Consider the following 20,138-nt stretch of genomic DNA (forward strand, 5'->3'; position numbering starts at 1 on the left):
CCGATGGTCGTGCACCGGGGCAGCTGGACCCTGCAGGACCGCGCCGAGGACGTGATGCGGGCCCTGCCGGTCGCCGTCGCACCGGGCACCGCCGCCCTCACCGTCCGGCTGGCCTACCCGCGTGCGGCCGGGGTGCTCGACCTCGGCTGCGTCGGCCCGGCCGGCTTCCGCGGCTGGTCGGGGGGCGCCCGGGACGGCTACACGATCGCCGCCGACTGGGCCACCCCCGGCTACCTGCCCGGCGAGCTGGAACCCGGCGAGTGGCAGGTGCTGCTGCGGCTGCACCGCATCCCGCCGGACGGGCTGGACTACGAGGTCACCGCCACCACCAGCGACACCGCGCCGCCGGCGCCCGAGCCGCCGGCGGCGCCACCGCGACCGGCCCGGCCGCCCCGCCGGGACCTGCCCGACGTCGACGGCCGGCGCTGGCTCGCCGGTGACCTGCACGCGCACACCGTGCACAGCGACGGCGCGCACACCATCGACGAACTCGCCGCGCTCGCCGCCTCCCGCGGCCTGGACTTCCTCGCCGTCACCGACCACAACACCGTCAGCCACCACCCGTGGCTGCCGGCCGCTTCCGCGCGCTACGGCATCACGCTGCTGCCCGGCCAGGAGGTGACCACCGACCGGGGGCATGCCAACGTCTTCGGCCCGGTGGGCTGGGTCGACTTCCGGCGGCCACCCGACGAGTGGCTCGCCGCCGCGCGCCGCGACGGCGGCCTGATGTCGGTGAACCACCCGCTCGGCGGCGACTGCGCCTGGCGCCAGCCGCTGGCCGACCGCACCCCGCTGGTCGAGGTGTGGCACTCCGGCTGGTGGGACCGCACCTGGGGGGCCCCGCTGGCCTGGGCGCGGGCGTGGCGGGCCGACGTCGTACCGGTCGGCGGCAGCGACTTCCACCGCTCCGGCGCCGACGCGCTGCCCGGCTCCCCCACCACCTGGCTGCTCGCCGACCGCGACGCCCCGCCCGGGGACGCGGCGCTGGACGCGTTGCGGGGCGGCCGTACCGCCATCTCCGCCGATCCGGACGGGCCGCTGCTGCTGCGGCTGGGCGACGAACTGCTCGCGCTCGACGCCGACGGCGCGTTGCTGGCCTATCCGGACGGGCGACACCGGCTGGTCCGCGGCGACCGGTGCCGGCTACCGGCCGGCGACGGACTGCACGTCCTGGAGTCCCACCGCATGGAGGTGATCGCGCTGTGCAGCTGACCGGACGCACACGGGTGGCCGGTGCCCCCGTCAACTACGGCATCTACCAGGCCACCGGGGCCCCGGTCGGCCCGGACGACCTGCTCGCGGCGTTGGCCGACGACGGCTACACCGGAGTGGACTCCGGCCCGATCGGCTACCTCGGCACCGGCGAGACCCTCGCGCGCCGGCTGGACGCGGCCGGCATCGGGCTCGCCGGCGGCTGGGTGGACCTGCGCTTCGCCGACCCGGCCGGCTTCGCCGAGGACCTCGTCCAGCTCGACGCCGCGCTCGACGTGTTCGCCGCCGCGCCGGCCGCCGACCCCCGGTTCGCACCCCGGCCGACGCTGGCCTGCCCCGGCAGTCCGGCCCGGATGGCCCGGCCGGGCACCCCGACCGACCTCGCGTCGGCGCTGCCCGGCGCGGCCTGGCCGGACTTCGCCGCCCGGGTCCAGCAGGCCGCCGACCGGTGCCGCGACCGCGGGCTGGAACCGGTGTTCCACTACCACCTCGGCACCGATGTGGAGACCGAGGCCGAGGCCGACCGGCTGCTCGAACTCACCGACATCGCGATCTGCCTGGACACCGGGCACCTGGCGCTGGCCGGCGGCGACCCGGTGGCCGCGGTACGCCGCTGGGCCGGCCGGATCGGCCAGGTGCACCTGAAGGACGCCGACCTCGCCGCCCACGCCCGGGTCCGGGCGGCCGGTGGCGGCCTGATGGACGTGGTCGCCGCCGGCGGCTTCTGCGCCCTGGGCCGCGGCGACGTCGACCTCGCCGGGGTGCTCGCCGGCCTCGACGACATCGGCTACACCGGCTGGTTGGTGATCGAGCAGGACAGCCCCGCGGACGGCCGGGACCTGGACCGGATCCGCGCCGACCAGCACGCCAACCGCCGATGGCTCGAGGAGGCGCTGCGGTGATCGAGCCAGGCAAGCGGATCCGGATCGCGGTGGCCGGGTTGGGCATCATCGCCCGCACCGTGCACCTGCCGCTGCTGCAACGCCGTGCTGACCTGTTCGAGATCGTGGCGCTGGCCGACCTGTCCCCGTCGCGGCTGACCGAGCTGGGCGAGCGGTACGGCGTCGAACCGGCCCGCCGCTACCCCGACGCGGCCCGGATGGTGACCGACGGGGGCTGCGACGGCGTGCTGCTGGCCACCTCCGGCTCGCACGGCGAGCTGGCCGCGGCGGCGCTGCGCGCGGGCCTGCCGGTGCTGTGCGAGAAGCCACTGGCCTACACGCTCGCCGAGACGTCCCGGCTGGCCGGGCTGGGCACGGGCGCCGCGGCGCTGATGGTCGGCTACATGAAGCAGTACGACCCGGCGGTGACCGAGGCCGCCCGGCTGCTCGCCGAGCTCGGCGGCGCGGAGGCGGTGCACGCGGTGGAGGTGACCGTGCTGCACGCCGGCGGCGACCGGCAGCTGCGCTTCGCCAACCTGCCCCCGGCCGCCGGCGACGTGCCGGCCGAGGAGGCAGCCCGGCTCGCCGCCGCCGACCGGGCACTGCTGGACGCCGCCGTCGGCACCGACCCCGCCGCCCGCGCCCTCTACCGGATCCTGATCAACAGCCTCTCGCACGACCTGTCCCTGCTGCGGTTGCTCACCGGCGCGCCGGCCACCGTCGAACACGTGGCCACCTGGCCGCTCACCCCCGACGGCCCGACCGAGCCGTCGGTGGAGATCAGCGGGCGGCTGCCCGGCGCCGCCCGCTACGGCATCCGGTGGCTCAACCTGCCGGCCTACCCCGCCTACCGGGAGACGGTCACCCTGCACCACGCCCGCGGGTCGCTGGAGCTGGTCTTCCCGTCGCCGTACCTGCTCAACGCGCCCACCACGCTGACCGTGGTCGACGACCACGGCGGCGGCGAGCGGCGGGCCGCGTTCCGGTCGGTGACCGAGGCGTTCGAGCAGGAACTGGTCGCGTTCCACGCCATGGTCACGGCGGCCGCCGCGCCGTTGACGGGCATCGCCGAGGGCGCGGCCGATGTACGGACCAGCCAGCAGGTGGTACGCCGCTTCGGTGAGCTGACCGGGGCGGCGATCGGTGGAGAGGCGGCGAGCCGGTGAACCGACCAACCGAGATCATCGTGGTGCCACACACCCACTGGGACCGGGAGTGGTACGAGCCGTTCCAGCGGTTCCGGCTGCGGCTGGTGGCGCTGCTCGACGAGGTGTTCGACCGGATGGAGCGTGACCCGCGGCAGCGGTTCACCCTCGACGGGCAACTCGCCGCGGTCGACGACTACCTGGAGGTCCGCCCGGAACGGCGGGAGCAGGTGATCGCCCTGGTGCGCGCCGGTCGGCTGGCGGTGGGCCCGTGGCAGATCCTGCTCGACGAATTCCTCTGCTCCGGCGAGAACGTCGTCCGCAACCTGGAACGCGGCCTGCGCCGGAGCGCGGAGCTGGGCGGGGCGATGCCGGTCGGCTACCTGCCGGACATGTTCGGCCACATCGCCCAGATGCCGCAGATCCTGGCCGGCGCCGGGCTGGCCCACGCCTGCGTGTTCCGCGGCGTACCCGAGCGGATGCGCCGGCACGCCTTCGCCTGGCAGGCCCCGGACGGCACCACCGTCCGCACCGAGTACCTGCCTGGCGGCTACGGCAACGCCGCCGGGCTGATGGAGGACGCCGCGCAGGTCACGCGCCGGGCCGACGACCTCGCCAGGACGCTGGCCGGGTGGCGGTTCGACGGTGTGGACAGCCCGGCGCTGGCCATGTACGGCACCGATCACGCCGCGCCGGCGCCGGACGCCCCCGACCTGCTCGCCGCCGCCGACGTCGCCGGCACGCAGCTGCGGCTGGGCACCCTCGCCGAGTACTTCGCCACCCAACCGGCCACCGTCGACGGCCTGCCGGTCGTCCGCGGGGAGCTGCGCTCGCACGCCCGGGCCAACATCCTGCCCGGGGTGATCTCCGTCCGTGCTCACCTCAAGCAGGCGATGAACCGCGCCGAGCGGCGCGTCGAGCGGTACGCCGAGCCGCTCGCGGCGCTGACCCACGACGGGTCCGTGCAGCGCTTCCTCGACATGGCCTGGACCCGGCTGATCGACGCCAGCTGCCACGACTCGGTGACCGGCTGCGGCTGCGACGAGACCGCCGAGCAGGTGGCCGCCCGGCTCGCCGAGGCCGACCAGCTCGGCCGGGCGGTCTGCGACCTGGTCGGCTCGCGGCTTGCCGCGGCCGTGCCCCGGGACGGCTACCTGCTGTTCAATCCCACCCCGGCGGCCCGCACCGCGTTGGCGTTCCTGGACGTGGCGGCGCCGGCCGACAGCACGGTGGCCCTGGCCGACGCCACCGGCCGCAGCGTCGCCGCGCAGGTCCTCGGTCGCCGCCGCACCCTGCTCGCCGACGACGTGGTGCCGGCCGCCGACCTGCCGACCGTGCTCACCCGGGTGCACGGCCGGGAACTCTACGGCCAGGAGGTCACCGCCTGGTCCGTGTCACCGGACGACGCCACCCTCACCTTCCAGGTGGCCCGGCACGGCGACCCCGCCTTCGACGTGGCGGACGTCCGGCTGGCGCTCGCCGCCGCCGGGCACGCCGACCAGTGGCGGGTACGGATTCTCGCCGCCCCCCGGGCCACCGTCGCCGCCCTGGTCGAGGTGCCGCCGCTCGGGCGTGCCGCGGTGCGGCCGGCGCCCCTGCCGGCGACCGCGGAAGCGGAGCTCGCCCCGGTCACGGTGACCGGCCGCCGCCTGGCCAACGGCCTGCTGCGCGTCGACGTCGCCGAGGACGGCACGCTGGCGCTGACCACCCCGGACGGTGTCACGGTGGACGGGGTGGGTCGCGTCGTCGACGGCGGCGACGTCGGTGACAGCTACAACTACGCTCCGCCGGCGGCCGACGAACTCGTCGACAAGCCGCGGGCGGTGCGTACGGTGGTGCGCCACGACGGGCCCCTGCTCGGCGTGGTGGAGGTGGTACGCGAGTACCGCTGGCCGGTCGGGGCGGACGTGGACACGGGTTCCCGCGCGGTGGACCACGAGCCGATCACTCTCACCACCCGGGTCGAGCTGCGCTGCGGCGAGCGGTTCGCGCGGCTTCGCGTCGAGTTCGACAACCGCTGCGACGACCACCGCGTCCGGCTGCACCTGCCGCTGCCGTCGCCGGCGGACCGGTCGTACGCGGAGGGCCAGTTCGCCGTCGTCGAGCGGGGCCTGACCGCGGAGGGCGGCGGCGGTGAGGTGCCGCTGCCCACCTTCCCCGCCAACGGGTTCGTCGCCGCCGGCGGGCCGGACGGCGCGCTGGCGGTGTTGCTGACGCAACCCACCGAGTACGAGCTGACCGACTCCGGCCGCGAACTGGCCGTCACCCTGCTGCGCGCGATCGGGATGCTGTCCCGCAACCGGCACGCCCTCCGCGACGAACCCGCCGGTCCGCAGCTGCCCACGCCGCAGGCGCAGTGCCGCGGCACCCGCACGGTCGAGTTGGCGGTGCTGCCGTACCGGGGCACCTGGCACGAGGCCGGGGTGTTGGCCGCGGCCGAGGCGTACCGGCACGAGCTGCTGGCCTTCGCCGGCGCGGCCGACCCGGCCGTCGCGCTGCCGGCACCGGCTGCCGGGATCTCCGTCGACGGCCACGGAGTCGCGCTGACCAGCGTCCGGGACCGCGCCGGGCGCGTCGAGGTACGCCTGGTGGCGCAGACGCCGACGGACACCATCGCCGTGCTCGGCGGCGCCCCGATCCGCGGGGCGTGGCGGAGCGACCTGCTCGGTCGGACCGGCGAGCCGCTGGCCGTCGACGGCGCGGGGTTGGTCCGACTGCCGCTGCGGGCCTGGGAGATCGCCACGGTGCAGCTCGACCTGACCTGACCGTGGTTGCGTATCCTCGCGTCCACGGCATCCCGTCGCCGGCCGAGGGAGGCAACCATCGCCGAGACCACGTGGATACCGGTCGCCGCCACCGGGGTCGGTGCGGTCATCGCCCTGGCCGGCACCGTGATCGCGGGCAGGCGGAACGATCGCGACCAACGCAGCCGGGACCGGGAGGCCGAGCGCCTGCGCACGTACGTCGACTTCGCCCTGGCCCTCGACCAGGCGCACGCGGGGCTGCGCGAGGTGGCCCGGCCGGCCACGCGGGAGCCGGACCGCCTGGTCGCCGCCGCCCGGGCGGTCCACGACTCCGGTCTGTACGGAGTGCGCGAACGGCTGCTGATGTACGGCAGCGCCGAGCTGGTGGTGGCGGGCGAGGCGGCGTTCGTCCGGCTCATCGGTATCCGTGACGCCGTCCGCGCCGGCGCGGCCCTCTCGAGCGCGGAGTACCACGAGGCGTACCACGGGTTCGCCGACGCGATCTGGAGCTTCCGCATCGCCGCGCGCACCGAACTGGGGCAGCGCGTCCTCGCGCCGGCGACGTTGGGACGGGTGAGCTGGTCCGAGCGGGAGCAGTGCCCGCGCTGCCAGCGGACCGCCGCAGCGGAGTGAGCCGGACCGCCGAAGCTCCGTCCACCTGGACCTCAGCGATCGCGTGGAATCACCAGCCCGGACTCGTAGGCGAGCACCACGAGTTGCGCACGGTCGCGGGCGTGCAGCTTGGTCATGGCACGGTTGACGTGGGTCTTGGCGGTCACCGGGCTGATCACCATGCGCTCGGCGATCTCGTCGTTGGTCAGCCCCCGCGCGACCAGGGCCACGGCCTCCCGTTCCCGGGTGGTCAGCTGCGCCAGCGCGGCCGGGGCGTCGGTGGGCGGCGGCTGCGTGACGTACCGGTCGATCAGTTTGCGGGTGATCGACGGTGCGAGCAACGCGTCGCCGCGGGCGGCGACGCGGACGGCGTGCAGGAAGTCCTCCGGCAGGATGTCCTTGACGAGGAAGCCGGCCGCGCCGGCCCGCAGCGCGTTGAACACGTGTTCGTCCAGCCCGTAGTTGGTCAGGATGACGACGTGCACCCCGGCCAGGGCCGGGTCGGCCGCGATGCGCCGGGTCGCCTCGATGCCGTCGACGACCGGCATCTGGATGTCGATGAGCGCGATGTCGGGCCGGTGCTGCCTCGCCAGCGCCACCCCCGTGCCGCCGTCGGCGGCCTCGGCCACGACCGCGATGTCGTCCTCCGCGTCGAGCAGGGCGCGGAATCCGCTGCGGATGAGCGGCTGGTCGTCGACCAGCAGGACACGGATCATGACGGCTCCAGGGGAAGTTCGGCCCGGACGGTGAAACCGCCCTCGCTGCGCGCTCCGGCGTGCAGCCGCCCGCCGACGGCGGTCACCCGTTCGCGCATTCCGAGGAGCCCGACGCCGGGCACCGGCGCCGACCCCGGCCTGGCCGTGCCGTCGTCATCGACCTGGATGAGCACCGCTGCGGGACGGTGGACGATCCGGACCGACGCGGTGGCGGCAGCGGCGTGCCGGGCGATGTTGGTCAGCGCCTCCTGCACGATCCGGTACGCGGTCCGGTCCACCGCCGCCGGCACGGCGGTGCGGTCTCCCTCGATCGTCAGGGTCGCGTCCAGGCCGGTCGTCCGGGCGCGCCGCACCAGGTCCGGGACCTGGTCGAGCCCGTACGCCGGCCTGCTGCCGTCGTCACGGAGCGCTTCCAGGGTCGCGCGCAGCTCACGGGCCGCCTCGCGACCGGCGTCCCGGATCGCCAGCAGCGCCTCCGGCACCTGCTCACCCCGCTTCTGGGCCAGGTGCACGGCGGCTTCGGCCTGCACCTTGATCACCGAGATCTGGTGGGTGAGCGAGTCGTGCAACTCCCGCGCGATGTGCAGCCGCTCCTCGTCGGCGCGGCGCAGCGCGATCTCCTCGCGGGTGCGCTCGGCCTCGTCCGCCCGCCGCTCCGCCTGGCGCAACGCTTCGCCCGCCGCGCCGGCGGCGATCAGCCAGGCCAGCTCGAGGACGCCTCGGGCCTGCATGAACGCCTCGCCCACGTCGCGCGGGCCCGAGGCCATCGCCGCCACGGGGAGAGCGACCAGCACGATCGCGCTCACCGCCACGGTGGCGCGTCGGTGCCCGGCCCGCATCGCCGCGTACACGGCGACCAGATACGCCACCGCGAACACGGTGAACCCGATGGCCTGGTAGCCCACCGCGCACACCCCGGTGACGACCAGGACGGCCACCGGGGCGCGTCGGCGCGCGGCCAGCGCCAGCCCGCCGGCCGCCAGCAGCGCGAAACCGAGCGCGTCGAGGCGGTCGGCGGACCGGTCTGCGGACAGTCCGCTGATCAGCAGGATCACCGCGACTCCGGCGGCGATCAGCCAGTCCCGGACCCGGAATGGTGGGCTGCTCATGGGCGCACCCTAGCCGGAGGGCGGTCCGGGCGACTCGTGCCCGCGGAGGAGCCGCCGCTACCGCGTACGCAGTAGCTCCACGCCACCCGCCCGCGCCCGCAGCAGTCCGAAGTGCCCACGTCGGCACGACGCGCGGCGGTGCGTCCAGCGGACAGGATCGGGTGACAGGCGCACCGCCGACGAAGGAGAACCCCATGCCGATCAGTGACCTGCTCGCCGCGTCCACCGTCGACGCGTACACCCTCACCGGTGATCGCATCGTGGCGACCGTCGCCGCGGTGGCGACGCTGGGCGCCGCGATCGTCGGTGGGCTGGCGCTGGCCAGAGCCACCGGCCGCAGCGGGAGGCGCAACTCGGTTGTGGCGCTGGCGGCGGGAGCGACCGGCACCGTCGTCGGCGGGCTGGTGGTGGCCACCGCCGACGGTGGACCCGGTACCGGCAACGGCATCGTCGGCGGTTACGCGGCAGTGGTGCTCGGGCTGATCGCCACGCTCCTCGGCGGGCTGGCGCTCGTCCGGACCCGCCGTACCGCCTGACGGGCCGAACCAGCCGGGCCTGGGCGCGCCTCTCCCGTCAGGGGAGAGGCGCGAACGCTCCGAGTTCCCGGGCACGTAGCGCCATCAGGACATCGGCACGCACGAGCTCCGACGGGCCGGACACCCGCAGCGCCGCGGTGACCTGCCGCATGCGGTAGGTCACCGTGTTCTCGTGCACCTCGAGCGCCGCGGCGGTGGCCCGGGTGGACAGGCCGCACCGCAGGTAGGTCGCCAACGTCTCGACCAGCTGTGGGCGGGCGAGGATCGGGCCCAGCGCGCTGCGGATCACCTGTAGTGAGTCGAGGGGGTTCTCCAGGAGGAGCACGTCGGCCGCGACGGTGGCGAACTCGACGACGGCCGGGCCGGACGGGCGCCGGCACCGGACGTCGAGAGCGGCCACGGCCTCGCGGCAGGAGCCCGCGACCTCCCCGAACCGGGGTCGAGGTAGGCCGACGCCCACGACGAAGGTGTCGTGCTTCGCGCGGTGCGTGACGCGCGTCAGGATGCCCGTCAGCCCGGGTACCTCCGGCGTGACGATGACGACCGCGTCGCCGCGCGATCCGACGACGGTCCGGCTGTGCAGTTTCGGTCGGATGGCGTCGAGCACCAGGCGCTGAGCCTGCGCGCGGCGCTGCGGGTCGTCGTCACGGACCACTCGTATGGCCAGGGCGCGGTGCTCCTCCTGGACCGCCACCCCGATCAGCCGTGCCCGGTCCTCGATGGCTACCGGGTCCAGGGGTTCCGCCCCGGTGAGCCGGGACACGAGGTCGGTGGCGATCTGCTCCAGGTGCGCCGCGACCTCGGTGCGGGTGCGCCGGTAGGCCTCCGTCGACGCCGCGGTCAGCGCGTCGATCGCCGTCGCGAGTTGGCGTGCCACGTGTCGGTGTTGTTCGGCCGGCAGCGGTGGACCGAGGGTCGCTATCCGGAAGAGCACCTCCCGCTCGGCCTTGTGCCAGGAGGTGACCACGGCCTCGATCGGCACGCCCTGGATCGCACGCCGCTCCCCCAGTTCCGCGGCAGTGGTCAGTTCCTCCCGCTGCGGGGCTCGCCGCTCGGCGACGGCGAGCAGCAGCGCGGTGATGTTCGGAATGATGACGCCCGCCAGGTCCTCCAGGTCCATCCGGTCCTCGTCGTAGCCGGGCAACTGGCGCCAGACGTCGCCGACCAGAGCGCGGGCCATGTCGTCGACCTGGCCGAACAGCGCCCGCGCCCGTTGTGCCACATCCACAAAAGCTCACCGCCGTTCTTCCGGCTAACCCATGTAGCGCTGGTCACCACCTTCCGAGAGTATGTGCGGAATCCCCAACGACGACCAGCCTCGTCTAGGGCGATCCCCCGTCGCCTGATTCCCGGAGAGTGCGATGTCCGTCAAGGAACCGATCCGCACGAACGAACCACAGGCCCGTACGACCGAGGGCAACATCACCGAGGCCATGGAAGACCATGCGCTGGAACCGGTCCCCCAGTCGCGGCGTAAGCCCCTCCTCCAGCTGATCATGGTGCAGGTGGGTTGGAACATCAGCGTCAGCAGTTTCCTCGTCGGCGGCGTCATCGGCGCGGGCACCACGTTCGGTGAGGGCATGGCCGCCATCGCTGTCGGCAACCTGGTCCTCGCCGTCGTGGCCTCGCTGATCGGCATCATCGGCTTCCGCACCGGGCTGACCAGCTACCTCTCGTCGCGTGCGGTATTCGGCACCGCCGGCTCGGTGCTGGTCTCCATCGTGCTCGGCGTCGTGGCCATGGGCTTCATCGGCGTGCTCATGGACACCTGGGGCGGGGCGGTGAACCACCTGATCCCGGCCATCCCGTCGTCGGTGTTCGTCGTCGCGTTCGCGCTCGCCATCCTCACGACGGCGATCTTCGGCTTCAAGGGACTGCACCGGTTCTCCGCGATCGCGGTTCCGGTGCAGGTGGCGATCGGAATCTTCGCGCTCGTGCGCATCGGAAACCTCGATGGGGGCTTCGGCGAGGTGTTCACCGCGCAGCCGGCCGCCGCGATCGGATTCCCGGCGGCGGTGAGTTTCGTCGTCGCGACCTGGATCACCGGAGCGGCCCTCGTGTCGGACGTGCAGCGCTACGCGTTGCGCGCGCGTGACGTGGTCATCTCCTGCTTCCTGAGCTTCGTCGTCGGCGTGGGCCTGTTCGAGACGATCGCGACCGTCTCGGCGATGAAGGTCGGCCAGAGCAACTTCGTCGTCGTCATGCAGGGCCTCGGCCTGCTGGCGCCCGCCGCGGTCCTGCTGTTCCTCGCCCTGTGGAACACCGCGGACAACAACATCTACTCGGCGTCGCTCGCCTTCACGTCGGCCTCGAACCTGCTGAAGCTGCGGCTCGCCAAGCCGGTCTGGACCGTCGTGGCGGTCGTGATCGCCGTCGGGATCGCGTTCCTCGGCCTCGCCGACCAGTTCGGCAGGTTCCTCAGCGTGATCGGAGTCGTCGTGCCTCCGTTCGCGGGCCTGCTCATCGCCCACTTCTGGGTCCTGCACCGCCGCAGCGACGACGCCCGGGTCCTCAAGGACATGCCGGCCATCCGCTGGGAGGCGGTGGCCTGCTGGATCGCCGCCGCGCTGATCGCCTGGTACGGCGACTTCCTCCTGGCGAACGCTATCGAGGGCCTGGTCGCCGGGTTCGTCCTGTACGCGCTGGTCGGCTTGGTGGTTCGACGCGTGGGGGGCGCTGGTGGCGGCGCTCCCGCTGACAACCGTGACGTGGACGCTGTGGAGGCATGATGCGGTTCGGGTTGGGAGTGCCGACCGGCACCGAGGGACTGATGTACACGGTGCCGTACGCCGACATCGACCAGGCTGTGGAACTGGCCCGCGCGGCGGAGCGCCTGGGATTCGACTCCGTCTGGGGCAACGACCACGTGACCACTCAGCGATACGTGCGCGCCGACTTCGACCAGCCGCCCCGCTATTACGACGTGTTCGCGTACCTCAGCTATGTCGCGGCGGTGACCACCCGCATCCGGTTGGGTACCGCGATCATGGTGCTGCCCTTCCGGCACCCCGCCGTGGCCGCCAAGCAGGCGGCGACGCTGGACCAGCTGTCACACGGCCGGGCGGTGCTCGGCGTCGGCATCGGCGCCTACCGTGAGGAGTTCGAGGCGATGCATCCCGGGACGCGGCTGCACCGCGGGCAGCACGCGGAGGAAGCCATCTCGGCGCTGCGGCTGCTGTTCACCGAACGCAGCGCCAGCTACCACGGCAAGTGGGTCGCGTTCGAGGACGTGGAGAGCTACCCGAAGCCGTTCCGGGGACGACTGCCCCTGCTGTCGGGCGGCAATTCGGCGGGATCCCGCTCCCGGGCGGCGCGGTTGGCCGATGGCTGGTTGCCCGCCTGCCTGTCGGACGGTGAGGTGCGGGCCGGCGCGCGGCTGATCCGCGACGAGGCCGAGCAGCACGGTCGCCGGCTTCCGGGCGACTTCGAGATCGCGTTGCAGGTGGGTGTCAGTGTCGCCCCGACGCGGGAGCAGGCCCGCCGCCGGTTCGAGTCCTCGCAGATATTCCGCCACCTGCTGTCCCTGTCCAGGACCACCCTCAAGGATCAGGGCGTCGACGACCTCTTCTCCCGCAACCTCATCGGCACGCCGCAGGACGTCGCGGAACAGGTCGAGGCGTATCGGGAGGCCGGGGTGACCACCATGGCGGCACTGTTGTTCGCGGCCGACTCCGTCGAGGAGACCATCGATGCGATGACACAGTTCAGCGAGGACGTCATCGCGCCGGTCGGGGTGTCGTCATGACAACGGTGTCGAGCGGACGGCCGGTGGCTGACGCGCTCACCCGCGCGCTTCCGGACGTCGAGCTGCCGCCGTGGCCGGACGTCGACCACCGGGTGCTCGCCCGGGAGCGGCTGGCACGGCTGCGCGCCGTTCTGGCCGGCGCGCCCTACGACGCGCTCGTGTTGACCCAGCCCGAGAGCGTGCACTACGTCACCGGGTACCGCAGTGTGCCGGGCCAGGTGTTCCGCTCCCACCGGATCGCCGCCGTCGTCACCGGGGACGACCTGTGGGTGGTGTGCGCCGCCGCGGACGCGCCGGCGGCGGCGGACTGGGGTGTCGCCGTGGACCGGCTGATGCCGTTCGGGCGGTTCTACGTGGAAGCCGGCCAGGCTGTCACCGACGACCTCGTCGAGATCTCCCGGATGGCCGACCGGCACCCCGACCTTCCCGCGGCGCTGCGGTCGGTGATCGGGCGTCTCGCCGGCGGCAGCCGGTTCGGCCTCGAGGCCGCGCCCGGTCACCCCGAACTCGCCGAGGTGCTCACCGGCGCCGGCGACGCCACGGCGGTGGTGATGGCGGCCCGTTCCGGCAAGCTTCCCGGGGAGGTCGCGATGCTGCGCTACGCCGCCCGGCTGTCGGAGTCGGCGGTGCGCGCGGCGCTGGCGACGGCGGTACCGGGCGTCACCGAGCGGGAGCTGGCGGCGGTGATCGCCGGCACGATGGTGGCCGGCGGAGGGGACCCCCGTTTCGTGGTCGCCACCACGGGCGAGCGGGGCGCCCTCGCCGACGCCCTGCCCACCGACCGGCGGTGGCAGCCGGGCGAGGCGGCCCGCTTCGACGTCGGTTGCGTGGTCGAGGGCTACTGGTCGGACATCGGACGCACAGCCGTGCTCGGTGAACCCGACGAGCGCCAGCGGCGGGTGTACGCCGCCGTGCACGCGGGCGAGCAGGCGCAGCTCGAGCTGGCGCGCCCAGGGGTGACCGCCGCGGAGCTGTTCCGGGCGGGATTCGAGGCGACCGGAGCGCACGTGCCGAGCTACCGTCGGCAGCACTGCGGCCACGGCATCGGCCTGTCCATCTACGAGCCGCCGGTGATCGCCCCGGACATCGACGTGCCACTTGAGGCCGGGATGACGTTCTGCTTCGAGACGCCGTACTACGAGCTGGGTTGGGGCGGCATGATGGTGGAGGACACCGTGGCGGTGACCCGGACCGGGATCGAGATGCTCTGCTCCGGCGACCGCGAGCTGGCGGTGGTGCCCGCGTGAGCCGCTACGACGGACAACTGGCCTGCGTACGCTGCGACCGCCGCTATCGCGACCCCGCAATCGCCCTGGTCGGCTCCGGCTGCCCGCACTGCGCCGATACCGGCGTACCCGCGAACGTCCTGCCGGTGCTCGACCTCACCGGGCTGGATCACCTGCCGGTCGATCCGGCGCAGCCGGGCCTGTTCCGGTACCGCGCGATGCTGCCGCTCGCCCCGGACACCCGGCCGGTGAGCCTCGGCGAGGGCGGCACGCCGGTTGTCGACCTTCCCCACCTGGCCGAGCGCTGCGGGGTGCGGGCGGTGTTCGTGAAGGACGAGAGCCGCAACCCCACCTGGTCCTACAAGGACCGGCTGGCGGCGGTCGCGGTGAGCAAGGCCGTCGAGGTCGGCACCGGCACCGTGGTGGTGGCCAGCACCGGCAACCACGGCGCGGCCGTCGCCGCCTACGCGGCCCGCGCGGGGCTCCGCTGCGTCGTGCTCACGCTGGCCTCGGTTCCGTCGACGATGAAGACCCTGATGCAGTCGTACGGCGCCGACGTGGTCGCGCTGCGGCGGCCGGCTGACCGGTGGTCACTCATGCGGGAGCTCGTTGCCGCCCGCGGGTGGATGGCCATGTCGGGGTTCGCGAACCCCCCGGCGGGGTCCAACCCGTACGGCGTCGACGGCTACAAGACCATCGCGTACGAGCTGGTGGAACAGCTTCCTCAGGCGCCGGACGTGGTGGTCGTGCCGGTCGCCTACGGCGACGGGCTCGCCGGCATCGGTCGGGGGTTCGCCGACCTGGCCGCCATCGGAGTGATCGACCGGGTCCCCCGCCTCATCGCGGCCGAACCGTTCGGGCCCCTGGCCGCCGCGCTCGCGTCGGGAGCGGCCGTCGCCGGCCCGGTGCCCGTGCAGCCGTCCGTGGCGTTCTCCACCGCCTCCCCGTTCGGAACCCAGCAGAGCCTCGCGGCGCTCAGGGCGAGCGGCGGCGCGGCATTCGCGACCCCCGACGACGAGGAGATCATCGCGACCCAGCTGCAGCTCGCCCGGGAGGCCGGCGTGTACCTGGAGGCCTCGAGTGTGACGGCGGCCGTCGCGCTGAGCCGGGCGGCCGCGGCCGGCGTGGTGGGCCACCGGGACACGGTCGTGCTCATCGGCACGTCCACCGGGCTGAAGGACGTGGGCGCGACGTCCGCCCGGCTGCCGGACGTCACGGTGATCCCACCGTCGGTCGAGGCGCTGGACGACGCGCTCGCGGCGAGGACCACGACATGAGGTTGGCCTTCTCCATCTCCGGGCACCGCGACTCCGCCGGCGCGGTGCGGGCCGCCATCGCGGCGGAGGCAGCCGGATTCGACGACGTGTGGTTGACCGAGGACTACCTGGAGCGGGGCGCGTTCGCGCTCGCCGGGGCGGTCGCGGCGGCCACCTCACGGGTCCGCGTCGGCATCGGAGTGGTGAACCCGTGGACGAGGCATCCCGCGCTGACCGCGATGGAGTTCGCCACGCTGGACGAGATCAGCGGTGGACGCGCCGTGCTCGGACTGGGCGCGAGCAACGAGCACTGGATGTCCGACCAGCTCGGGATCCCGTTCGACCGGCCGCTCGCCCGCACCCTTGAGGCGGTGACCGTGCTACGGCAACTCCTCACCGGCGCACCGGTGCGCTTCAATGGCGAGTTCTTCCGGGTGGACGCCCGGCTGTCCTTCACACCGGTGCGCCCCGACCCGCCGGTCGTGCTCGGCGTCAAGGGCCCGCGGGCGATCGCGCGGGGCGGCAAGCTGGCAGACGGCCTGCTGCTGTCCATCCTCGCCGGCCCGGAGTACGTGCGGTGGGTACGGGAGCAGGTCGGTCCGGATCTGGAGCTGTCGGCCTACGTGGGAATCGCGGTCGACGAGGATCCGGCGGCCGCGCGGGACCGGATCCGGCCCATGGTGGCGCGCTTCCTCGGCGTGCACGGCGATCACATGATCACGCGCCTGGCGGGCGTGAGCCCTGAGGCGGCGGCCAGCCTGCGCGACGGTTGGCGGCGCGGGGTGCCCCGTACCGATCTCGTCACCGACGAGCTGTTGGACGCCCTGGTGGCCGCCGGGACCGTGGTCGACGCGGCCCGGGCTTTCGACCGTTTCGAGGAGGCCGGGCTGGACGTCGCGGTGGTGCGGGACGACCCGGCCACCGAGGCGGAGGAGACCCTGCGCGTGGCGGAGGCGGTGGTGCGGGCCCGGTAGCCGCGTCGCGCCGGGTCGCTCGGCCTGGCCTGCGCCGTCGTCACCGCAACGAGAGGCTCCGATCGGTCTCTCGGGAGGGCCTCAGCGTGCTGCCGAGCGGTCGGCGTCGAGTCCGAAGCTGATGATGCGACGGGGATGTATGCGGATGATCGGCCCGTCCACGTGCGAGGCGGAGTCGGTCGGGTCGGTCACCGCCTCGGCGTCGCCCCGGATCTCGAGGCAGCGGACCCGCCACGGATCGAGGGAGGCGATGTCGTCGACCACGAACGACACCTTGGATCCGGCGGCGACGTTACGGAACTTCCGGCTCGCGGCCATGTTGCGGCCGCCGATGTCGATCGTCTGGAGCCGCTCGTTGTAGCCGAACCCGACCGGGTTGTTCTGCACGGTCCCGTCCGCACGGACCGTGGCCAGCCGGCCCAGGCGCTGTCCCCGCAGGTAGGCGAGCTCGTCGTCGGTGAAGACCGCCATGGTTTACCTCCTCGACAGTTGACGCCACCAGCATGAAGCGTGAACCCCACTTGAGGTCAAGGCGACCCGCCCTCCCGGCGGACGGGCCCACCCCGGTCGGCCGCCGGCGGGCCGGGACTCCGGCACCGCCAGCCGGTCGGCCTTGACTTCCAGCTTTGGTAAGTCGTAGCTTACCGTTCGTGGCTACTTACCGGACTGGTGCCGGCTGGGACGCCCTGGGCGACCCCACCCGGCGCGCCATCGTCGCGTTCCTGGCCGAGCGACCCCGGGCCGTCGGCGAGATCGCCGAGGAACTGCCGATCAGCCGTCCCGCGGTGTCCCAGCACCTGAAGGTGCTCAAGCAGGCCGGCCTGGTCACCGACCGCACCGCCGGCACCCGCCGGGTCTACCGGCTCAACCCGGCGGGGGTCGCCGCCCTGCGAGACCAACTGGACACGTTCTGGAAGCGCGCGCTCGACGGCTACCAGGACGTCATCGAACGACCGACCGAGGAGAAATGATGACCCAGGCAGCAGATGTCGTGGTGCGGCGACAGATCGTCGTCGACGCACCACTCGAAAGCGCGTTCTCCGTTTTCATCGAGCGGTTCGGCGACTTCAAGCCCAAGGAGCACAACCTGCTCGGCGCGGCGATCGCCGAGACCGTCTTCGAGCCCAGGGTCGGCGGCCACATCTACGACCGCGGTGTCGACGGCACCGAGTGCCGCTGGGCCCGCGTGCTCGCCTACGACCCGCCGGACCGGGTCGTCTTCAGCTGGGACATCAGCCCCCGGTGGCAGGTCGAGACCGAACTCGACAACACCAGCGAGGTCGAGGTGCGATTCGTCGCCGAAACCCCGCAGCGCACCCGGGTGGAACTGGAACACCGCCGCCTCGACCGGCACGGCCCCGGCTGGGAGTCGGTCCGCGACGGCGTCGCCGACGACGAGGGATGGCCGCTCTACCTGAACCGCTACGCCGCCCTTTTCGGTACGGCAGGCTGATGGCACCATCCGCACCGCCGCCCCGGGCCGGTCGGCGGTGCGGATGGCGGCGCTCCATGCCCGCCACCGCCGCCGGGCGGACGCCCGGGCACACGATCCAGGTCGATCGATGTAGACAGCCATGGGCATCGATGGCGAGGATGCGGTCATGGGAACTGACGACAGCGGCGCCCGGCCCACGAGGCCCACCCGCCGCACCTTCCTGACCGCCGCCACCACAGCCACCGCCGCCACCGTTGCCGTACCCGCGCTCGCCGGACCGGCCACGGCCGCCGGCGCCAGTCCGCCCGGCCCCGGCCATCCCGTACGTCCCCAGCCGCCGGACCGCGAACTGCGTGACCTGCTCCGGTCCGTCGACCAGCACCGGATCGAGGCGATCGTCCGCCGGCTGGCCGCGTTCGGCACCCGGCACACCCTCTCCAGCCAGGACGACCCCGACCGTGGCATCGGCGCGGCCCGGGACTGGATCTACGACCGGATGCGGGAGTACGCCGCCGCCTCCGGCGGCCGGATGACCGTCGAACTCCAGTCGTACGTCCAGCAGCCGGCATCGCGGATCCCGGTGCCGACCGTGATCACCAACGTGGTGGCGACCCTGCGCGGGGAGACGTCGCCGAACCGCACCTACGTGGTGACCGGCCACTACGACTCCCGGGCCACGGACGTCATGGACGCCACCAGCGACGCGCCCGGGGCGGACGACGACGCGTCCGGCGTGGCGGTGGTGATGGAACTGGCCCGGGTCATGGCCACGCGGCGCACCGCGGCGACGATCGTGTTCGCCGCCGTGGCCGGCGAGGAGCAGGGTCTCTACGGCTCCGGCCACCTCGCCCGCCAGCTCAAGGCGGCCGGCGCCGACGTGCAGAGCATGTTCAGCAACGACATTGTGGGCAGCAGCACGGCCGACGACGGCACCCGTGACCCGCGTACCGTACGGCTGTTCGCCGAAGGCGTGCCCACGGCGGAGACCCCGGCCGAGGCGAACATCCGCCGGTCGGTCGGCGGCGAGAACGATTCCCCGTCCCGGCAACTCGCCCGCTTCGTCAAGGACGTGGCCGACAACGGCGCGACCGGCATGGACGTCCGGGTGATCTACCGCCGGGACCGCTACCTGCGCGGCAGCGACCACATCTCCTTCCTGGAGCAGGGCTGGCCGGCGGCCCGGTTCACCGAGCCGAACGAGGACTTCGCCCACCAGCACCAGGACGTGCGCGTGGTCGACGGCAAGCAGTACGGCGACCTGCCGGAGTTCTGCGACTTCGGCTACATCACCCGGGTGGCCCGGGTCAACGGCGCGGCGCTCTGGTCGCTCGCTCAGGCGCCCGGCACGCCGCAGGGCACCATCATCGTCACGACGGACCTCACCAACAACACCACCCTGCGCTGGCAGCGCGGCGACGAGCCCGACCTGGCCGGCTACGAGGTGCTCTGGCGGGAGACCACGGCCGCCGAGTGGCAGAAGGTCATCCCGGTGGGTGACGTGACACAGGTGACCATCGACCTGTCGAAGGACAACGTGTTCTTCGGCGTCCGGGCGGTGGGGCGGGACGGACTGCGCAGCCCGGTGGCATTCCCCCGGCCCGGTAGCTGACCACCGTCGACCGGGCCCGGCCGCCACGGCCGGGCCCGGTCGTGGGCTGCGCGAACTCGTCGGTCCGGTTCGGTGCGACTAGCGGACCCGCCCGACTCCCCCGAGGCCGGCGCTGAGTTTCGGGTCGTCGGTGAAGTACTTCGGGTCGTCCGGGGCCGGTCGCCACTGCGGTAGCCACACCACGCCCGGCTCGACCAGGTCGAGCCCGGTGAAGAAGCGCTCGATCTGGGACCTGGTGCGCAGGCCGAGCGGCGTGGTGGTCTGGCGCCGGTAGATGTCACGGGCAACGTCGAGCTCGTCCTGGTCGTGTGGCGCTTCGTCCGCCGTCGCGTGGGACACCAGCAGGTGACTTCCGGGCACCAGCGCACCCCGTAGCTGCGCGACCGCGTCGTACGCGAGCTCGTCATCGGCCACGAAGTGCAGGACCGCGCCCAGCAGCAGACCGATCGGCCGATCGAAGTCGAGCATCGCCGCGACCTGCGGATGCGCGAGGATCGACTGGGGGTCGCGCAGGTCACCGTTGACCGCGGTCGCCTGCTGGTTGCCCTCGAGCAGCTCCAGGCTCTCCGCGACCGCCACCGGGTCGATGTCCACGTAGACGACGCGCGCGTCGGGCTGGACCTGCTGGACGACCTCGTGGACGTTGCCCACGGTGGGGATGCCCGAGCCGACATCGAGGAACTGACGCACCCCGGACTCGGCGAGGTACCGCACGGCACGCCGCAGGAACGCCCGGTTCGTCCTGGCCAGTTGCGGCCCCAACGGCAGCACCTGCAGCATCGCCTGCGCGGCCTCCTGGTCGGCCGGGAAGTTGTGGGTACCGCCGAGGTAGTAGTCGTAGATCCGGGCCGCGGTCGCCGGCTTCGCCTCGCCGCCGCCACTCGCACCAGTCATGCCGCCCCTTCCCTCCCGTTGCGTCCACTTGCGACGATCCGAGA

General features: G+C 73.4%; 19 protein-coding genes. 14 read left to right on the forward strand and 5 right to left on the reverse strand.

Annotated elements, in window-relative coordinates; genetic code table 11:
- Positions 1 to 3 precede the first annotated feature (3 nt).
- Genes EV376_RS22330 through EV376_RS22350 form a run of 5 tightly spaced genes read left to right on the forward strand, consistent with a single transcriptional unit; the run spans position 4 to position 6,615 of the window.
- The gene (locus tag EV376_RS22330; protein ID WP_130326213.1) at positions 4 to 1,212 is read left to right on the forward strand and encodes a CehA/McbA family metallohydrolase; all 1,209 of its coding nucleotides are present in this window, start codon (positions 4 to 6) and stop codon (positions 1,210 to 1,212) included.
- Complete coding sequence (locus tag EV376_RS22335) at positions 1,203 to 2,114, forward strand: sugar phosphate isomerase/epimerase family protein (RefSeq protein WP_207228296.1); 912 nt, start codon at positions 1,203 to 1,205, stop codon at positions 2,112 to 2,114. Before EV376_RS22330 ends, EV376_RS22335 begins: the two co-directional genes overlap by 10 nt.
- Positions 2,111 to 3,259: a Gfo/Idh/MocA family protein gene (locus EV376_RS22340; RefSeq protein ID WP_207228297.1), complete on the forward strand. Its 1,149-nt coding sequence runs from the start codon at positions 2,111 to 2,113 to the stop codon at positions 3,257 to 3,259. The genes EV376_RS22335 and EV376_RS22340 overlap by 4 nt, the downstream gene beginning before the upstream one ends.
- Positions 3,256 to 6,003, forward strand: a complete 2,748-nt coding sequence (locus EV376_RS22345) for a glycoside hydrolase family 38 N-terminal domain-containing protein (protein WP_130326217.1) — start codon at positions 3,256 to 3,258, stop codon at positions 6,001 to 6,003. Before EV376_RS22340 ends, EV376_RS22345 begins: the two co-directional genes overlap by 4 nt.
- A 6-nt stretch (positions 6,004 to 6,009) precedes the next feature.
- Positions 6,010 to 6,615: a CchlQ gene (locus tag EV376_RS22350; RefSeq protein ID WP_130326219.1), complete on the forward strand. Its 606-nt coding sequence runs from the start codon at positions 6,010 to 6,012 to the stop codon at positions 6,613 to 6,615.
- Between the two features lie 32 nt (positions 6,616 to 6,647).
- On the opposite strand, the gene EV376_RS22355 is transcribed toward EV376_RS22350, so the two are convergent.
- The gene (locus EV376_RS22355) at positions 6,648 to 7,310 is read right to left on the reverse strand and encodes a response regulator transcription factor (protein WP_130326221.1); all 663 of its coding nucleotides are present in this window, start codon (positions 7,308 to 7,310) and stop codon (positions 6,648 to 6,650) included.
- Positions 7,307 to 8,419 carry a histidine kinase gene (locus EV376_RS22360; protein WP_130326223.1) on the reverse strand — a complete coding sequence of 371 codons (1,113 nt, stop codon included), beginning with the start codon at positions 8,417 to 8,419 and terminating at the stop codon, positions 7,307 to 7,309. The genes EV376_RS22355 and EV376_RS22360 overlap by 4 nt, the downstream gene beginning before the upstream one ends.
- Before the next feature lie 194 nt (positions 8,420 to 8,613).
- Here EV376_RS22360 and EV376_RS22365 point away from each other — a divergent pair, with 194 nt between their 5' ends.
- Positions 8,614 to 8,955 (forward strand): DUF6223 family protein, encoded by a 342-nt coding sequence (locus tag EV376_RS22365; RefSeq protein WP_130326225.1) that lies wholly within the window; start codon positions 8,614 to 8,616, stop codon positions 8,953 to 8,955.
- Between the two features lie 37 nt (positions 8,956 to 8,992).
- Here EV376_RS22365 and EV376_RS22370 read toward each other — a convergent pair whose 3' ends face one another.
- Complete coding sequence (locus tag EV376_RS22370; protein WP_130326227.1) at positions 8,993 to 10,183, reverse strand: RsbRD N-terminal domain-containing protein; 1,191 nt, start codon at positions 10,181 to 10,183, stop codon at positions 8,993 to 8,995.
- Positions 10,184 to 10,316: 133 nt separating this feature from the next.
- On the opposite strand from EV376_RS22370, the gene EV376_RS22375 reads away from it, so the two are divergent.
- Genes EV376_RS22375 through EV376_RS22395 form a run of 5 tightly spaced genes read left to right on the forward strand, consistent with a single transcriptional unit; the run spans position 10,317 to position 16,156 of the window.
- A complete protein-coding gene (locus tag EV376_RS22375; RefSeq protein ID WP_130326229.1) occupies positions 10,317 to 11,684 on the forward strand; it encodes a cytosine permease in 1,368 nt (455 codons plus the stop codon).
- A complete protein-coding gene (locus EV376_RS22380) occupies positions 11,684 to 12,700 on the forward strand; it encodes an LLM class flavin-dependent oxidoreductase (RefSeq protein WP_165438050.1) in 1,017 nt (338 codons plus the stop codon). Before EV376_RS22375 ends, EV376_RS22380 begins: the two co-directional genes overlap by 1 nt.
- Complete coding sequence (locus tag EV376_RS22385) at positions 12,697 to 13,947, forward strand: M24 family metallopeptidase (protein WP_130326233.1); 1,251 nt, start codon at positions 12,697 to 12,699, stop codon at positions 13,945 to 13,947. The genes EV376_RS22380 and EV376_RS22385 overlap by 4 nt, the downstream gene beginning before the upstream one ends.
- On the forward strand, positions 13,944 to 15,203 hold the full coding sequence (locus EV376_RS22390; protein WP_207228298.1) for a pyridoxal-phosphate dependent enzyme: 1,260 nt from the start codon (positions 13,944 to 13,946) through the stop codon (positions 15,201 to 15,203). Before EV376_RS22385 ends, EV376_RS22390 begins: the two co-directional genes overlap by 4 nt.
- Complete coding sequence (locus tag EV376_RS22395) at positions 15,200 to 16,156, forward strand: LLM class flavin-dependent oxidoreductase (RefSeq protein WP_130326235.1); 957 nt, start codon at positions 15,200 to 15,202, stop codon at positions 16,154 to 16,156. The genes EV376_RS22390 and EV376_RS22395 overlap by 4 nt, the downstream gene beginning before the upstream one ends.
- 81 nt (positions 16,157 to 16,237) lie before the next feature.
- Here EV376_RS22395 and EV376_RS22400 read toward each other — a convergent pair whose 3' ends face one another.
- Complete coding sequence (locus EV376_RS22400; RefSeq protein WP_130326237.1) at positions 16,238 to 16,627, reverse strand: PPOX class F420-dependent oxidoreductase; 390 nt, start codon at positions 16,625 to 16,627, stop codon at positions 16,238 to 16,240.
- A gap of 155 nt (positions 16,628 to 16,782) precedes the next feature.
- On the opposite strand from EV376_RS22400, the gene EV376_RS22405 reads away from it, so the two are divergent.
- From EV376_RS22405 to EV376_RS22415, 3 genes are all read left to right on the forward strand, one after another.
- Positions 16,783 to 17,127, forward strand: coding sequence for a metalloregulator ArsR/SmtB family transcription factor (locus EV376_RS22405; RefSeq protein WP_165438051.1), 345 nt, complete (start codon positions 16,783 to 16,785; stop codon positions 17,125 to 17,127).
- Entirely contained in the window at positions 17,127 to 17,609 is a 483-nt protein-coding gene (locus tag EV376_RS22410) for an SRPBCC family protein (RefSeq protein WP_130326239.1), read from the forward strand. Before EV376_RS22405 ends, EV376_RS22410 begins: the two co-directional genes overlap by 1 nt.
- A gap of 148 nt (positions 17,610 to 17,757) precedes the next feature.
- Positions 17,758 to 19,200, forward strand: a complete 1,443-nt coding sequence (locus EV376_RS22415) for a M20/M25/M40 family metallo-hydrolase (protein ID WP_130326241.1) — start codon at positions 17,758 to 17,760, stop codon at positions 19,198 to 19,200.
- A 78-nt stretch (positions 19,201 to 19,278) separates the two neighbouring features.
- Here EV376_RS22415 and EV376_RS22420 read toward each other — a convergent pair whose 3' ends face one another.
- Positions 19,279 to 20,094 carry an SAM-dependent methyltransferase gene (locus tag EV376_RS22420; protein ID WP_130326243.1) on the reverse strand — a complete coding sequence of 272 codons (816 nt, stop codon included), beginning with the start codon at positions 20,092 to 20,094 and terminating at the stop codon, positions 19,279 to 19,281.
- Between the last annotated feature and the right edge of the window lie 44 nt (positions 20,095 to 20,138).

Source organism: Micromonospora sp. CNZ295 (genome assembly GCF_004217535.1).

Bases quoted from the DNA above. Each gene is read 5' to 3' on its own strand.
- EV376_RS22330 (WP_130326213.1), top strand. From the start codon at position 4: ATGGTCGTGCACCGGGGCAGCTGGACCCTGCAGGACCGCGCCGAGGAC.
- EV376_RS22355 (WP_130326221.1), bottom strand. From the start codon at position 7,310: ATGATCCGTGTCCTGCTGGTCGACGACCAGCCGCTCATCCGCAGCGGA.
- EV376_RS22360 (WP_130326223.1), bottom strand. From the start codon at position 8,419: ATGAGCAGCCCACCATTCCGGGTCCGGGACTGGCTGATCGCCGCCGGA.
- EV376_RS22365 (WP_130326225.1), top strand. From the start codon at position 8,614: ATGCCGATCAGTGACCTGCTCGCCGCGTCCACCGTCGACGCGTACACC.
- EV376_RS22375 (WP_130326229.1), top strand. From the start codon at position 10,317: ATGTCCGTCAAGGAACCGATCCGCACGAACGAACCACAGGCCCGTACG.
- EV376_RS22380 (WP_165438050.1), top strand. From the start codon at position 11,684: ATGCGGTTCGGGTTGGGAGTGCCGACCGGCACCGAGGGACTGATGTAC.
- EV376_RS22385 (WP_130326233.1), top strand. From the start codon at position 12,697: ATGACAACGGTGTCGAGCGGACGGCCGGTGGCTGACGCGCTCACCCGC.
- EV376_RS22395 (WP_130326235.1), top strand. From the start codon at position 15,200: ATGAGGTTGGCCTTCTCCATCTCCGGGCACCGCGACTCCGCCGGCGCG.
- EV376_RS22400 (WP_130326237.1), bottom strand. From the start codon at position 16,627: ATGGCGGTCTTCACCGACGACGAGCTCGCCTACCTGCGGGGACAGCGC.
- EV376_RS22410 (WP_130326239.1), top strand. From the start codon at position 17,127: ATGACCCAGGCAGCAGATGTCGTGGTGCGGCGACAGATCGTCGTCGAC.
- EV376_RS22415 (WP_130326241.1), top strand. From the start codon at position 17,758: ATGGGAACTGACGACAGCGGCGCCCGGCCCACGAGGCCCACCCGCCGC.
- EV376_RS22420 (WP_130326243.1), bottom strand. From the start codon at position 20,094: ATGACTGGTGCGAGTGGCGGCGGCGAGGCGAAGCCGGCGACCGCGGCC.